12 protein-coding genes are annotated in these 13,446 nt (G+C 67.1%); 7 read left to right on the top strand and 5 right to left on the bottom strand.

Annotated features, from left to right (window positions below):
• Positions 1-65: 65 nt before the first annotated feature.
• Both ACZK0Z_RS10885 and ACZK0Z_RS10880 read right to left on the bottom strand, forming a co-directional pair.
• Positions 66-2,009, bottom strand: coding sequence for a MacB family efflux pump subunit (locus tag ACZK0Z_RS10885; RefSeq protein ID WP_197631919.1), 1,944 nt, complete (start codon positions 2,007-2,009; stop codon positions 66-68).
• Positions 2,010-2,011: 2 nt separating this feature from the next.
• Positions 2,012-3,193, bottom strand: a complete 1,182-nt coding sequence (locus ACZK0Z_RS10880; protein WP_197631918.1) for an efflux RND transporter periplasmic adaptor subunit — start codon at positions 3,191-3,193, stop codon at positions 2,012-2,014.
• A 239-nt stretch (positions 3,194-3,432) separates the two neighbouring features.
• Here ACZK0Z_RS10880 and ACZK0Z_RS10875 point away from each other — a divergent pair, with 239 nt between their 5' ends.
• The 3 genes from ACZK0Z_RS10875 to ACZK0Z_RS10865 are packed head-to-tail and all read left to right on the top strand — an operon-like array spanning position 3,433 to position 5,852.
• Positions 3,433-4,002, top strand: coding sequence for a hypothetical protein (locus ACZK0Z_RS10875; protein WP_197631917.1), 570 nt, complete (start codon positions 3,433-3,435; stop codon positions 4,000-4,002).
• A gap of 53 nt (positions 4,003-4,055) precedes the next feature.
• Entirely contained in the window at positions 4,056-4,772 is a 717-nt protein-coding gene (locus tag ACZK0Z_RS10870; protein ID WP_197619253.1) for a response regulator, read from the top strand.
• 3 nt (positions 4,773-4,775) lie between these two features.
• The gene (locus tag ACZK0Z_RS10865; protein WP_197631916.1) at positions 4,776-5,852 is read left to right on the top strand and encodes an ATP-binding protein; all 1,077 of its coding nucleotides are present in this window, start codon (positions 4,776-4,778) and stop codon (positions 5,850-5,852) included.
• Between the two features lie 145 nt (positions 5,853-5,997).
• Here the strand turns inward: ACZK0Z_RS10865 and ACZK0Z_RS10860 are convergent, their stop codons facing one another.
• Both ACZK0Z_RS10860 and ACZK0Z_RS10855 read right to left on the bottom strand, forming a co-directional pair.
• Positions 5,998-7,086 carry a DNA glycosylase AlkZ-like family protein gene (locus ACZK0Z_RS10860; protein WP_049430501.1) on the bottom strand — a complete coding sequence of 363 codons (1,089 nt, stop codon included), beginning with the start codon at positions 7,084-7,086 and terminating at the stop codon, positions 5,998-6,000.
• Between the two features lie 77 nt (positions 7,087-7,163).
• Positions 7,164-7,778, bottom strand: coding sequence for a TetR/AcrR family transcriptional regulator (locus tag ACZK0Z_RS10855; RefSeq protein WP_049430471.1), 615 nt, complete (start codon positions 7,776-7,778; stop codon positions 7,164-7,166).
• A gap of 301 nt (positions 7,779-8,079) precedes the next feature.
• Here ACZK0Z_RS10855 and ACZK0Z_RS10850 point away from each other — a divergent pair, with 301 nt between their 5' ends.
• Positions 8,080-10,215, top strand: coding sequence for a TonB-dependent receptor (locus ACZK0Z_RS10850; protein WP_414489305.1), 2,136 nt, complete (start codon positions 8,080-8,082; stop codon positions 10,213-10,215).
• A gap of 251 nt (positions 10,216-10,466) precedes the next feature.
• Here ACZK0Z_RS10850 and ACZK0Z_RS10845 read toward each other — a convergent pair whose 3' ends face one another.
• On the bottom strand, positions 10,467-11,132 hold the full coding sequence (locus ACZK0Z_RS10845) for a TraX family protein (protein ID WP_049430475.1): 666 nt from the start codon (positions 11,130-11,132) through the stop codon (positions 10,467-10,469).
• A 114-nt stretch (positions 11,133-11,246) separates the two neighbouring features.
• Here ACZK0Z_RS10845 and pip point away from each other — a divergent pair, with 114 nt between their 5' ends.
• The 3 genes from pip (at position 11,247) to ACZK0Z_RS10830 (ending at position 13,405) form a co-directional block, all read left to right on the top strand.
• Entirely contained in the window at positions 11,247-12,194 is a 948-nt protein-coding gene (gene pip / locus ACZK0Z_RS10840; RefSeq protein WP_197619257.1) for a prolyl aminopeptidase, read from the top strand.
• Positions 12,195-12,513: 319 nt separating this feature from the next.
• Positions 12,514-12,813, top strand: coding sequence for an EF-hand domain-containing protein (locus ACZK0Z_RS10835; protein ID WP_049430480.1), 300 nt, complete (start codon positions 12,514-12,516; stop codon positions 12,811-12,813).
• Between the two features lie 292 nt (positions 12,814-13,105).
• Positions 13,106-13,405 carry a hypothetical protein gene (locus ACZK0Z_RS10830; RefSeq protein WP_005413574.1) on the top strand — a complete coding sequence of 100 codons (300 nt, stop codon included), beginning with the start codon at positions 13,106-13,108 and terminating at the stop codon, positions 13,403-13,405.
• Positions 13,406-13,446 lie beyond the last annotated feature (41 nt).

Here is a 13,446-nt window from a genome sequence, read left to right as displayed (position 1 = left end):
CCGAAGAGGCCGAAGAGCAGCCGAGCGCGGGCTCGGCTCTACAGGTTCCAGCAGCGGGTGCGGCCCTATTCGGCCGCCAGCGCCTGGATGGGGTCCAGTTGCGCTGCACTGCGTGCCGGGAAGTAGCCAAAGCCCAGCCCGATTGCCGAGGAACACGCCAGCGCAGCCAGCACTGGCCCGGCGGTGAACAGGAACGGCACACCCAGCGACAGCAGGCTGGACAGCGCCCCCACGCCGAATGCAAGCAGCACCCCCAGCACGCCGCCGAACAGGCAGATCAGCACCGCCTCGATCAGGAACTGGCGCAGGATGTCACCCTGCCGCGCGCCCACGGCCAGGCGCACGCCAATCTCGCGCACGCGCTCTTTCACCGACACCAGCATGATGTTCATCACCCCCACCCCACCCACCACCAGCGCCACCGCAGCAATGGCGGAGACCAGCGCCGCCAGGGTCTGGCTGGACTTCATCACTGCCCTGCGGATCTGGTCGGCGTTGTAGACGAAGAAGTCGCGGCGACCGTGCAGCCGCTCCAGTTCGGCGCCCAGCGAGGCCTCGGCAGCATTGGTAGGTACGTTGTCGCGAACGCGTACGGTGATGCTCTCCAGGCGCTGGCTGCCCAGCAGTCGCGACGCCGCCGAGGTGTAAGGCACGTAGACCGTAGGGGTTGCGCCGCCAGCGAATGCATTGGCCCCCACCACGCCGATCACCTCCACCGGCATGCCGCCCAGCAGCACCGTGCTGCCGATCGGGTTGCCCGTGAACAGCGCCTTGGCGGCCTTCTGGTCGACCACACCCAGCGCACGATGCTCACCCACTTCCGCGCCGGTGAAGAAGCGCCCTGCCTTCAGTCGCAGCCCACGCACGCGCAGCATGTCGGCCCCCACGCCAAGCACCTGGGTGTTGGCACGACGACTGCCCTGCAGGGCTGCCACCGATCCGGTCAGGTTCGGGCTGACGCTGTCCACGTAGCTCAGCGCCGCAAGATGATCCGCGTCGCCGACCACCAGTGTCTCGATCTCCGCCGAGCGTGGGTCGCCGAAATCGGCGCCGGGGAAGATCTCCAGCGTACTGGCGCCGAGTTCGTTGATCTGCGACTCCACCTGCGCCTGGGCGCCCTTGCCCAGCGCCACCACCGTCACCACGGCCGCCACGCCGATGATGATGCCGAGCATGGTCAGCAGAGTACGCAGGCGATGTGCCAGCATCGACCGCACGGCCATCCGCGTGGCCTCGCGTATGGCGTCCATGCGTGCGCGGCGCTCGGTAACTGATGGAACACCGCGATCGGGCGCGGTCACTACAGATGCAGAAGCCGGGCCACGCTCACCGCGGTCGGCCACCACCCGGCCGTCTGCGATCTCGATCAATCGCTTGGCGTTGGCCGCGATCGCCGCGTCGTGCGTGACCAGGATCACCGTGTGGCCTTGTGCATGCAGGCGCTTCAGTTCGGCCATCACCTGCTGGCCACTGGCATGGTCCAGCGCCCCTGTCGGCTCATCGGCCAACACGATGGCGCCGCCGTTCATCAGCGAACGGGCAATGGACACGCGCTGCTGCTGGCCACCGGACAGCTGGCTCGGCCGGTTCGCGGTGCGCTCACCCAGGCCGAGCGTTTCCAGCAGCCTGCGCGCGCGGGCCGTGCGTGCTTCCGCCTCCATGCCGGCATAGACCGCCGGCAGCGCTACATTCTCGGTAGCGCTCAGGTTCTCCATCAGGTTGTAGCGCTGGAAGATGAAACCAAAATGCTCGCGGCGCAGCCGTGCAAGCGTATCCGGAGCCATCTGCTCGGTGGCCTCGCCGTTCACCCGATAGCTGCCCTCGGTCGGCCTGTCCAGGCAGCCGAGGATGTTCATCAGCGTTGACTTGCCCGAACCCGACGGGCCGATGATGGCGATGAATTCACCGGCGTCGATGCGCAGGGAAACGTCCTTGAGCACCACAACCTCGCCAGCACCCGAGCGATAGCTGCGCGATATGCCATGCAGTTCCAGCAGTGCGTCGGTCATGTTCACATCCCAAGCAGGCTGGTCGGTTCGGATTCGCCGCCGCTGGGCGCCTGGCCGATCACCACGTTCTCTCCCGCCCGCAGGCCGCTCAGTATCTGCACGGCGGTGGCCGTGCGCAGGCCGGTCGTCACTGCACGCTTGCGCACTCGGCCCTTGGCGTCGACCACGCGCACGGTGCCGCGGTTGCCATCCATGTCGTCCGGCGCAACCAGCGCCGTCAACGGTACCTGCAGCGCATTGGCGGCGCGCGCGAGCTGCACGGTCACCTTCACCGTCATCGATGGTTTCAGTTTCAGGCCGGGGTTGGCCACATCGAACAGGCCGGCGTAGTACACCGCCTTGGGCGACTGCGCCGAGCCGCCTGCATTGCCGGTAGCGACGTCGGCAATGGAAGATGGCGCTGGCTCCAGCTGCTGCAGGTGGGACTCATAACGGCGACCGCTCGGCCCCAGGGTCGAGAACCACAGCGGTTGCCCCGGCGCCACCAGTTCCACGTCAGCCTCGGCAATCTCGGCACGCACCGTCATCGTGTCCATCTGCGCCAGCATCACGATGGTCGGCGTGGTCTGCATCGAGTTCAGCGTCTGTCCTGCCTTGGTCACGATGGCCACGATGTAGCCGTCGCTGGGCGAGACGATGCGGGTATAGCCCAGGTTGATCCGTGCGGTTTCCACCTGGGTCACTGCCTGGTCGATCTGTGCCTGCAGCGCGGCCACTTCCGAACGCGCCGCATCGCGTGCCATGCGCGCGGCTTCGAAGCCCTCCTGTGACACCAGTCGCGACGCCACCAGCTGCGACTGCCGCTCGTAGACACCGCTGGCCTGCGCATGGCGCGCCTGGCTGGCGGCATGCTGGGCACGCAGTGCATTGGTGGCTGCCTCGGCGCTGCGCAGCGCGATGCGCTGCGGCTGCGAGTCGACCTCGGCGATCAGTTGGCCGGCCTGTACCCGCTGCCCCAGCACCACATGCAGGCGCTTGACCTGGCCGGACACCTGCGCGCCCACCGCAACCAGCTCCTTGGGATTGACCCGGCCGACCGCCTGTATGGTCTTTTCCAGATCTGCCACCTGCGCCGGCGCGGTGATCAGCGCGGCATCCCCGTCTTCGGCCAGCGCCCACCATCCGGTGCCCGCGACCAGCATGGCCACGGCACCGGCAATGATCCAGATCCTGCGATTGCTCATCGAAACGCCCGGCTGCCTGCAGTCGCCCGATGCGACCGCCGAGACTGCAGTCTGGAAGCCGTGGATGGACATTCCTTGGAGCCATCGTGGAGATTGCATGGAGATGCGCCGGCCGTTCAGGCATCCCCCCCCCCGCTCCTGAACGCCGTGGCCTGCGTCCACGCAATCTCGACACAATCTCGACCGAGTCTCCATCAACGGTCGCTAGCCTCGTCGGCCTCGCCGACTGCCAGCCTGCCGTGTCCCTTTCCTGTCCAGACCTGCCACCCATCGATGTGCGCCGTGCCTACCTGGGGTGGTGCGCGCCTTCGCCGTGGTTGATCGCACTGGTTCTGGCGTCGACCTCCACCTGGCTGCTGGCCAGCCCCCGTCCCATGCCGCCCTTGCTGGCGGGCTTCGGAGCCGCCGCGCTGGCGTGGTTCCGCAGCGATGGCCCTGGTCACGCAGGCCGCGCGGGGGCTGTGGCGTCACTGGCCCTGATTGGCCTGGCCGTCTGGGCGGCGGCGCTCCCGACCGCCGGCACTGCCACCCTGCAGGGCCTGCTTGCCTTGGCCGCCGCACTGGTTGTCATCCTGCTGGCGCTGCGCCTGCACGCCGTCGTGGGCATGGCGCGCAGGCTGCAGGCTCGGGTTGAGGCGACGCCCATGGCATCGCGCTGGCGCAAGCTGCCAGCCTCTGTGTCCGCGCTGTTGGTGCAACAGCTGCACCGCGCGGGTGCAGTGCAGCCCAGCCTTCAGCGCACGCTGGTGCTGGCCACCCTGGCCTGGGCAGCGGACGAGGAAGCGCAGGCGATGGAGCAACGACGATGACGCTGCCCTTGATGCCGCCACTTCCGGACCTTGCCATGATGCTGCAGAACGCAATGAAACACGATCTCCGCTCCCGACAGGCCCCCCTGGTGCTGATTGCCGAAGATGAGGGCGAAATCGCCGATATCCTCGGCGCCTACCTGGCCCGCTCCGGGCTGCGCAGCGCCCGCGCCGCCGACGGCGAAGCGGCCCTGGCCAGCCACCGCCAGCTGCGCCCGGACCTCGTGCTGCTGGATGTGCAGATGCCCAAACTCGATGGCTGGCAGGTGCTGAGCGAACTGCGGCGGCGCGGCAACACGCCGGTGATCATGCTCACCGCGCTCGACCAGGACGTGGACAAGCTGACCGGCCTGCGCGTGGGTGCCGACGACTATGTGGCCAAGCCATTCAACCCGGCCGAGATCGTGGCACGCATCCAGGCTGTACTGCGTCGCAGCGCCCGTACCGTGGTCGAAGAGCCCAGTGGCCTGATCCGCCAGGGGCCATTCGAGATCGACCTGCGCAGCCACGAGGTGACGGTGCGCCTTGGCGAGCAGGTGCATGCCCTGAACTTCACCCTCACCGAGTTCCGCCTGCTGGTGCACATGGCCCGCGCCCCCCGCCAGGTGCATGCACGTGTGGACCTCCTGCATGCCTGCCTGCCCGAAGGCGATGCGCAGGAGCGCACCGTCGACAGCCACGTCAGCAAGCTGCGCCGCAAGCTGGAAGACGTCGGCGTGATCGGCATTCCCGCCACCATCCGCGGCGTTGGCTATCGTTTCCTGGACTGAATGATGAACCCCAAAGGCAAGAGCATCGGCCGCCAGATCACGCTTTCCATCACGGTCGCATCCCTGTGTTCGACGGTGCTGTCGATCAGCGGGTTCTACCTGTTCTACTACCTGATGGAGGTGTTCTATCCGCGCTGGTATGACGAGCCGGAAACGATCATGCCGTCCGGGCTGGAATGGTTGTGGATCGGCCTGACCGCCACCGTCGTCGTCATCTTCGCCACGCTGGTCGCCTCGCGCCTGACCCGGCGCATCATCACCCCGTTGAACTCGGTGGCCGAGAGCCTGCGCCGGGTCGCCAGTGGCGATCTGGAGGCCCGCGCGCGCGGCGGTGACACCTCGATGACCGAGGCCGCCACGCTGGTCAGCGACTTCAATTCCATGGCCGAGCGATTGAGCCGGATGTCGGAGAACCGGGTGTTCTGGAACGCGGCGATCGCGCATGAACTGCGCACCCCGATGACCATTCTGCGCGGCCGCCTCCAAGGCATCGCCGAAGGTGTATTCGAGCCGGGCCCCGAGCAGTTCAACAGCATGCTCACCCAGCTGGAAGGCCTGACCCGCATCATCGAGGACCTGCGCGTGGTCAGCCTGGCCGAGAGCGGCCATCTCGACCTGCGCCTGCAACGCAGCGACGTCAGCGTGCAGGTGGCGGCAGTGGTGGAGGCGATGTCCGAGGCGCTGGCCGAAAGTGGCTTCTCGGTGAGCCTGGACGCGCGGCCGTCGCTGGCGGACTGCGATCCGGCCCGCATCCGCCAGGCGGTGCTGGCGCTGCTGGAAAATGCCCGTCGCCATGCCATCCCCTGCCCGCTGCGGGTACGCGTCACCCTCGCCGAGGGGCATTGCACGGTGGCCGTGGAAGATGGGGGGCCTGGCGTGCCGGACGAACTGCGCGACAGCATCTTCGAGGCCTTCCAGCGCACCGATGTCTCGCGCTCGCGGCAGAGCGGCGGTTCCGGGCTCGGCCTGGCGGTCGTGCGTGCGATTGCCGTGGCCCATCACGGAACCGCGCGGTGCCGGGCTACCGAACGTGGCGGCAGTTCATTCGAGATCCGCTGGCCGGTACATGCGCGGCGTTGAGATTGCTCAAGGGTCCGCCTCGATCATCGCCTTGTAGAGCCGAGCCCATGCTCGGCTGCCCTTCGTGCGCCCCGCGCGCAATAGGTGGGTCTCATGGATACCGAAACGCAGCTCAGCGCAACGCGCAGCCGAGCATGGCTCGGCTCTACAGAAAAGCGGCCATGCGTTGCAGTTCTTCGTCCAACGCGCCACGAAACACCTTGTCACGGGCCAGCGACTTGCCGGCATAGCCCACGCTGGATGCCAGCTCACCGTCACGCATGCTGACGTTGGCCCAGCCCACCACCTGGTCGTGCCATAGCACTGGCAATGCGTAGTAGCCGTACTGGCGCTTCGGTGCGGGTGTGTAGGCTTCGAACTTGTAGACCCAGCCCCATAGCAGCTCGAAGCGGCGGCGGTCCCACACCACCGGGTCGAACGGTGCCAGCAGGCGCACCTGCTCGTCCGGTGCGTGTCGGCGCGATCGCGGGTTCTCGTTGGCTGGCCAGTACCAGGTCGTTCCATCCAGCGTGCAGCTGGCCAGCTGTTGCTTGGCCAGCTTCAGCGCCTGCCGGCTCTGTTCGGCCAGATGCGGTGCACCGTAGCCCAGCAGCCGCACCAGATAGGTCAGGCTGGCCGAGGGCAGCGGCGCGTACTTGCGCACCACCAGGTCGATCAGGGCGGCCGCGCGTTCGACCTGCGCTTGTTCGCTGGCATCCAGCTCGGCATGCTCGGCCACTGCATAGATGCGGGTGCCACTGTCGCGCCGCTGCACGCGCAGCAGGCCACGGTAGTGCATGCCATCCAGCAGATGCGTACTGGCATTGCTGGTGCCGCCCCAGTAGTTGGTCACCCGCCCATGCGCAAACGCCTGGTCAACCTCACGCGGGTGCACGCTGCCGCGCTCGCGCACGAACGCCAGCACGTCGGCCGCACGACGATGGGTCTCGGCGTCCCACTCGCGCTTGGACACGCGCGGGTGCATCAGCGCCAGATGCTCGCGCGGCAGGAAGCCGTAGTTCACCAGGCAGTCCTCTTCCACCGGCAGGCGCGCATAGCGCCGCTCAAGATCGCCTGCACGGTAGTCCTTCACCCGGTGGCGCAGGGTCAGGTCCTGTGCCCGTGCCGGTGCGCGGATCGGGTCGGCCTGCACGAAACCCAGGCGCCGGATCGCGGCCAACAGCGTGGTGGGTTTGAACAGCGTGCGCGCCACCGCGTGGCGGCGCAGATCATCGAGGGTGGGCGTGGCAGGCATGGCCGCATTGTAGATCCGCGCCATGCGTGGATGGGGCCCTGGCGGACCGTGTGCCGGTATCCACGCATGGCGTGGATCTACCGGACGCCGAGTACGTCCAGCGAGCCGATCACCAGCGCACGCATGCCCTGCCTGAACTCGGCAATCACTTCCTCGTCCTGCACGCGCCGCCCGGTCAACGCTTCGGCCTCGTCATCCACCAGCCCATACACCGTGTCCGCACCGGCAATGCAGTAGAACGCAATCGTGGCCAGCACCCAGCGCGCCTTGTCCAACGGCAGGCCGAATACTTCGGCCACATGGGCCTGGTGCGAGGCGATCTTTTCCAGCATCGGCGTGGTCGCCACCGAGCGCCGCAACAGGTAGGGCGGCAATCCAGGGTGCGCTTTCACCACCTCGCACAGCGATTCCACGAAGACCATCAGGTAGCCCTGCAGCCCACCCGGCGCCTCGACCGACGCGCGCGGAATCTGCCAGCGCTGGAACACCGTATCGGCCACCAGCCGCTTCAAGGCCTCCAGGTTGGCCACACGCTTGTAGAGCGCGGCCTGGGTCACCGCCAGCTCGGCGGCCACGTTGGCCATGGTCAGGTTCGGCAGGCCCAGCTTGATGCCGATGTCAGCCAGACGCTCGGGAGTGATGGTGGGCGGGCGGCCACGGGCCGGCGCCGGGATCTCGGGTTGCATGCTCATACCGTCGCGAGGGTGCCAGTAAAAGGACCCTCTTGTCCGCTTCATATGGTTTAGTTTATTTTACTCAACTAATTCGGAATGCGTCTGGGCCGCACCCCGCCGCCATCCGGAATCGAGCCCGTGGCTCACTTCCCGCCAGGTCCCCACCCAGCCGACAACCCTGCGCTGCGCCCTCCCGCGTGCTTGCCGTTGGCAACGCGCCAGGCGCGTTCGCACCTGCGATTCACAGGAATCTGGCATGACCGTGTTTGACCTCCCCTCTTCGCCCATCCGTCCGGCCGTGGCAACTACCCGGCTGCCGATGCAGCCGCCCGGCCTGGCCCGGCGCTATCGCGTTTCGACCCTCGCGCTGGGGCTGCTGGCCTCGTTTGCCGCGCTGGCCGACTCCGCGCCGTCCACCCTGCCCTCGGTGCAGGTGCAGGAACAGCGACGGGCCACCGCCGACTATGCCGGAGGACAGGTGGCGGGCGGCGGTCGTGTTGGCCTGCTGGGCGACAAGGACTTCATGGACACGCCGTTCAGCACGGTCAGCTACACCGAGTCGTTCATCCGTGATCGCCAGGCCAAGGACCTCACCGACGTCATCGCCGCCACCGACCCGACGGTGTTCAGCAACGGCGTCACCGGCGCGTGGAGCGAGAACTATGCCATCCGTGGCTTTGCCTCCAACACCAGCGACACCACCTTCAACGGCCTCAGCGGCATGGCGCCCTACTACCGCACCTCGCCGGAGATGTTCGAGCGCATCGAAGTGCTGAAGGGGCCGTCCGCGCTGCTCAACGGCATGCCACCGGGCGGCTCGGTGGGCGGCGCGGTGAACCTGGTGCCGAAGCGCGCTGGCGAGCAGCCGCTGCTGCGGGTCAGCACCAACTTCGCCTCCGATGCGCAGTTCGGTGCCCACGTGGACATGGGCCGTCGCCTCGGCGCAGGCAAGCAGTTCGGCATCCGCTTCAACGGCGCCTGGCGTGATGGCGACGGCGCCGTTGGCAAGCAGAGCAAGAAGGTTCAACTGGGATCGCTGGCAGTGGACTGGCGCGGTGGTCGCACCCGCCTGTCGGCCGATCTGTACAGCGCCGACGATCGCGTGGACGGCCCGGCCCGTGGTGTCGGCCTGGCACCGGGCGTCGCCATTCCCCGCCCGCCGCGGGGCGACACCCTGATCAACCCGGACTGGGCCTACGTGGACAGCCAGGACAAGGGCGCGATGCTACGCGGCGAGTTCGACATCAATGACAGCGTGATGGCCTACCTGGCCTATGGCACCAGCAAGACAAACTACCGCTACAACGGCTCGATCAGCGCGCAGATCCTCAACCCGGCCGGCGACTTCAGCACTGTGATCGGCCAGTTGGCCTTTGACATCAAGAAGCAATCCGGTGACGCCGGCCTGCGCGGCAGCTTCCGCACCGGTAGCGTAGGCCACCAATGGGCCGCCAACGTGACCCACTACCAGCACACCCAGAACGACTATGGCCGCCGCAGCGTGCCCGGCTGGGACTGGACCACCAACCTCTACAACCCGGTGTGGGGCCCGGCCGCGCCGTTCGTAGCGCCACACATCTCGCATACCGACCTGCGCCTGGACAGCCTTGGCTTCGCCGATACCCTCTCCTTCGCCGATGACCGCGTGCAGCTGACGCTGGGCGTGCGCCGCCAGCAGGTAGTCAGCGAGACCTTCAACGTGGCCACGGGCGTACGTACTTCGCGGTATGACGAGAGCGCTACTACCCCGGCGGCAGCCTTGCTGGTGAAGGCCACCGACACGATCTCGGTCTACACCAACTACATCGAAGGCCTCAGCCAGGGCGCCACCGCACCGATGACCGCCGCCAACGCGGGCGATGTGTTCGCACCGTTCCGCACCAAGCAGAAGGAGCTGGGCATGAAGCTGGACATGGGTAGCTTCGCGCACACCTTCAGCGTGTACGAAATCAAGCGGCCCAGCAGCTACACCGACCCGGTCACGAATATTTTCTCGTTCGGCGGCGAACAGCGGAACCGCGGTTTGGAATGGGGCTTCTTCGGTGCGCCACTGGACGGCGTGCGCCTGCTGGGCGGCGTGGCCTATGTGCAGCCGAAACTGACCCGCACGGCAGGCGGCGTGAATGAAGGCCGCATGGCCACAGCGGTTGCGCAGCGGCAGGCCAAGCTGGGTGTGGAGTGGGATGTGCCGACCTTGCAGGGCCTGACCTTGACCGGCAATGCCACGGCGATGTCGAAGCAGTACATCAGTGCCGACAACAGCCTGTCGGTGCCGGGCCGCACGCTGTTCGATGTCGGGGCGCGCTACAGCACCACCGTGGCGGGTCGACCGCTTGCGCTGAGAGCCAGTGTGAACAACGTGACCAACAAGGCGTATTGGGGCATGCCGTTGTTGTCGAGCCTGGCGCTGGGTGCACCGAGGACGGTGCTGGTGTCGGCGACGATGGACTTCTGAGACAGGCGCCTCCACGCCAGACATGCATCACCTGTGGAGTCGAGCCATGCTCGGCTCGCTTTGCCGGTCACGCATGGCGTGGATTTCCCAGAACGTGTAGAGCCGAGCCATGCTCGGCTCCGGTTCGCCCGCTGAGTCGGGCATGGCTCGACTCTACACACGCCGATGGCGGCATGCTTCACCCCCCACCTGCGACGCGCATTCCTTGACCGCATCCGGCATTCAAGACACTCGACATGCCAGTTCCGACATTACACAAGCAGATGGGCAACCAACGCCAGCACCGCCAGATGCCCCACGTAATACCCGTAGAACGCCCACCGCCAGCGCGGCAGTGGCCATGTTACCCGCGCGGCCAGCAGCACCACCGGTACGGCCAGCAATGCCCAGCCGTTGTGGTTGACCCAGCACACCGCTGCGAGCCCGACCAGCAGCAGCCACCACGCGCGATGCCGGAACGCGATCCACCCCAGCAGCACGCAGCCGACACCCGCCCACTGGTAATCCACGAACATCGGCAGCACGCCAGCAGCCAGCAACAGCAGAACGGGCCGATGGTTCGCCAGCGCGTGCACGGCCACGGCCGCCAAAGTGAAGGTAAGCAGGATGTTGAGCGGCAACCAGGCGCCAAACGCGAATGCGTGCAATGGCTGCGCGATCAGCCCCCACAGCGCCAGCCGGCGCATCGACTTGCGCAGGTCGGCCCCGGGCTGGGCCAGGTTGCAGGCCATCACCAGCGCGAACAGCGGGAAGGCAATGCGCCCCAGTTCGCTGACCACCGGCACGTAGCCGTCGAAGACCACCTTGGCCACGTGATCACCGGTCATGGCCAGCAGTGCGATCCACTTCAGCAGCTCGCGCGCGCCGCTGCGGAGAGTGAAGTTGAAGGTTGACGTCCCGGTCGTGGTCGCTTGCATCGCGGCAGCTTATGCGCATCGGTCAGCCCATTTCCAGCATCGCGAAAGCATGTGCCACTGCAGGCACCCGGCTGCGGCGCTATGCTGGCCGCCCCTGCTTGTGAGACACCCGCCATGCGCAGCCTGTACCCCGCCATCGAGCCCTACCGCGAGTTCACCCTGCCGGTGAGCGATCTGCACACGCTGCATGTCGAAGAGTGCGGCACACCGGACGGCATTCCGGTGGTGTACCTGCACGGCGGCCCAGGCGCGGGCATTTCACCCACTCATCGCCGCTTCTTCGATCCGGCACGCTACCGCATCGTGTTGATCGACCAGCGTGGCAGCGGCCGCTCCACACCGTTCGGCGAGCTGCGCGACAACACCACGCAGGACCTGGTGGCCGACATCGAGAAGGTGCGTGAGCACCTGGGCATCGAGCGTTGGCTGGTCTATGGCGGCTCCTGGGGGTCGACCCTGTCACTGGCCTACGCACAGGCGCATCCCGAGCGCGCCACCGGCCTGATCGTGCGCGGCGTATTCCTCGGCCGCGAAATGGAAAACCGCTGGTTCGCCGAGGCCGACGGCGGTGCGCGCTGGATCTTCCCGGAGCGCTGGGACCGCTATGAAGCCTACATTCCGGAAGCCGAGCGCAGCGACATGATCGCAGCCTACTGGAGCCGCATGGATGGCCCGGATGAAGCGATCCGGATCGAAGCCGCGCAGGCCTGGCTGGGCTGGGAAGACAACGCGGCCACCCTGCAGCACGACGTGGATGCCGAATCCACCGATGACCCGCTGGATACCCTCGCCAAGGCCCGCATCGAGGCGCACTACTTCCGCAACGGCATCTTCCTGGAACCGGACCAGCTGTTGCGTGATATCGATCGCATCCGCCACCTGCCGGGCGTGATCGTGCAGGGGCGCTACGACATCATCTGCCCGCCGCGCAGCGCCTGGGACCTGGCCAAGGCCTGGCCGGAAGCGCGGCTGGAGATGGTGACCTCCGGCCACAGTGCCAACGAGCCGGCCACGGTGGATGCGCTGGTGCGGGCCACGGACGCCTTTGCCGACCGCTTCTGAAGCAGACGGGAGTGCCGGCCGCTGGCCGGCTTCCTGCCGTTCCAGGGTAGAGTCGGCTGTTAGTCGACTGCTCTTGGCAGGAAGCTGAAAGCTCCGCGCTGCGCGCGATAGTCGACTAGCAGTCGACTCTACCGAGCCGTCTCCGTCGAGCCACCTCGCCCAGGCGTCTCCGCGCAATCGTAGCTGTGCGGCCCGGTGAATGGCGACCCACCGGCAACGGTCCACGGGCCCCATTCTTCGCAGCCCACTTACAGCCTCCCGCAGAAGATCCGGCCGTGACCACCGCACCGGTAGTCCGCCTTTTCTTCAGGAGCACGCCATGATCGCTTGTCGCTACCTTCCCATTGCACTCTCGCTTTGTGCGGCCCTGCTGCTGGGCGCCTGTTCCAGGACCCAGGAGGCGAGCAAGGCCACCGCCGCCGAGGACGTCACCGAAGTGAAGTTGATACCGCCGTACGAGTCGCTGGACAGGGACAAGGACGGCATCGTCACCCTGGCGGAAGTCGATGCGGTAGCACCGGACTGGGCCGAACGCCTGCATGCCTGCGATACCGACCGTGACAAGACGTTGACCCGTGGCGAGTACGACGTCTGCAAGCAGACCAGCGCTTCGCATTGATCCATTACTGAACCCTCGATTGGCGCTACGGGTACCCGGCTATACCAAGGTATAGCCGGGGTAACCCACGAGCCTCTAGGACTGCCCCATTCAGGGGCGGACAATAGCGCCACTGGCCAGGGCAGCCCTGGCCGGCCCCTCCCCTCATGGAGACGCAGATGGACCCCGACCCTGCCGGGCGCACCGCGCCCCGGATGCCCGCTTGTTGCCTGTTCCTGGCGCCTGCCCGCCGGTCCCTGCCTGTCTGAGTGAGGGGGGATCGCCAGGTGCCGCCTGCCTGGAGATCGCCCCCATGTCCTACAAGATCCTCTACATCACCCTGCGCCGCCTGATCGGTGAGCGCGATGTTGCCGCTCTGCGCAGCCAGCTGCTGCAGCACGGCCCGGTCATGTTCGCCCGTTCGCTGTCGCTCGGCTCGCCACGCGTGGTGGCCGACGCGCTGTCGTTGCTGCCGATCAGCGAACGCATCACGGTGCTGCGCCACCTGCCCTACCCCCTGCGCGATGCGATGAAGCCACTGTGCATCGGCGGCAGCCAGCGCCTGCACATGCAGCCGTGGTCACCGGCGGTGCTGGCGATGCGCCACGCCTGATCTGTTTCGTCCATTCCCTTCGTGTTCCGGCCCCGGCCGGC

This window comes from Stenotrophomonas sp. 116085_Sma, from assembly GCF_056479585.1.
The sequence above is the reverse complement of the archived record's forward strand: the minus strand, read 5'-3'. Positions and strand labels throughout refer to the sequence as shown.